This window comes from uncultured Limnohabitans sp., assembly GCF_937889215.1.
Taxonomy (GTDB): domain Bacteria; phylum Pseudomonadota; class Gammaproteobacteria; order Burkholderiales; family Burkholderiaceae_C; genus Limnohabitans_A.
The window spans coordinates 1-1,489 of sequence record NZ_CALBEX010000242.1 but is presented as its reverse complement, the minus strand read 5'-3'; the positions used below and the strand labels follow the sequence as shown (position 1 = coordinate 1,489).

2 protein-coding genes are annotated in these 1,489 nt (G+C 61.4%); one reads left to right on the top strand and one right to left on the bottom strand.

What is annotated here, in order from left to right; genetic code table 11:
• The coding region (locus tag Q0341_RS06145; RefSeq protein ID WP_299511248.1) for an outer membrane protein assembly factor BamD at positions 1-650 on the bottom strand (650 nt) is incomplete at its 3' end.
• Positions 651-741: 91 nt separating this feature from the next.
• Between Q0341_RS06145 and Q0341_RS06140 the strand changes: the two genes are divergently transcribed.
• Positions 742-1,489 (top strand): RluA family pseudouridine synthase (locus Q0341_RS06140; protein WP_299511249.1); only part of this gene is annotated, 748 nt, incomplete at its 3' end.

Sequence of the window (1,489 nt, the reverse complement as noted above, 5' to 3'; positions counted from 1 at the left end):
TCCAGCGCCGGCACGCCCTGGTACTCGGCGATGGCCTGCTGTGCCCGGTTGATGGCCGCGACATGCGCGCCCCTGGTGGCGTAATAGCGGGCCACATGCACTTCGTAAGCTGCCAGTGAGTTGACGATGTGCGTCATGCGCTGGCGGGCTTCTGGGCTGTATTTGGATTCGGGAAATCGAATGGTCAGCTCGCGAAAGGACTCGTAGGAGTCTTTGGCGGCTTTTTGGTCGCGCTCGGACAAATCCTGTCGGGTCAGAAAAGAGAACATGCCCAGGTTGTCATTGAAGTTGACCAAGCCCTTGAGGTAGATGGCGTAGTCGAGCGCCGGGCTGGTGGGGTGCAGCCGAATGAAACGGTCGAGGGTGGCGATGGCCAAAATTTTGTCGCCCGTTTTGTACTGGGCAAAGGCTTTGTCGATCTGGGCTTGTTGGGCCAGCACGGTGCCCGCGGCACGGCCTTCGAGCTTTTCGTAGTAACCAATGGCTTTGTCCCAAGCCCCGGCGTTCACTTCGTCACGCGCTTCGCTGTAAATCTTTTCAGGGGTCCAGCCTGCGGTTGGGTCTTTGGGGGTGTTGGCACAGCCGCTCAGAAGGAGGCCCATGGCCAAAACCAGGCCAGCTGGAACCGTCGATAATCTGGAGCTTCGCATCTGTGACACCCTTGAACTGTAGAACGCCTTGATTATATCGATCGACCCCGAAATGGATGATCCCAGTGGCCAACTGGAGGACGCCGAGCGCATGCTCGATGTGGCGGAACAAGAGGTGCGCACTGCGCTGGTGCCCATGGGCTTGCACGGCCAGCGACTGGACCGGGTGTTTGCCCAACTCGTGCCCGAGTTCTCGCGCAGCTACTTGCAGCAACTCATCGAGCAAGGAGACGCCCTGATCGATGGTCGTGTCACGACCAAGGTGTCCGCCAAGGTGCGTTTGGGCCACCAGCTGCAAATCACCCTGCGGGCCACACCGCAGTCGCAGGCCTTTGTGCCTGAGGATATGCTCATTGAGGTGGTTTATGAAGATGCGCACCTGCGCGTGATCCACAAACCTGCGGGTTTGGTGGTGCACCCGGCCCCTGGGAATTGGCGGGGCACGCTGCTCAATGGTTTGTTGGCCTTGGACCCGTTGGCCAGCGAAGTTCCCCGTGCGGGCATCGTGCACCGGCTCGACAAAGACACCAGCGGCCTGATGGTGGTGGCCCGAACGCGGCAGGCCATGGACGCGCTGGTCCCCCAGATCGCAGCCCGCGAAGTGCACCGCCAATACCTGGCCATGGCGCACAAAATCTGGACCGGCCCCTCGCCCCGCACCGTGGACGCCGCCATTGGACGCGACCCGGCCAATCGGCTGCGCATGGCGGTGGTGGACTTGACCCACCAATCGGGCAAAACGGCCGCCACCACCATGCAACTGTTGGCGCAAGGCGAAGGCTGCTGCTTGGTGCAATGCACCTTGCACACCGGACGCACCCACCAAATCAGGGTGCACA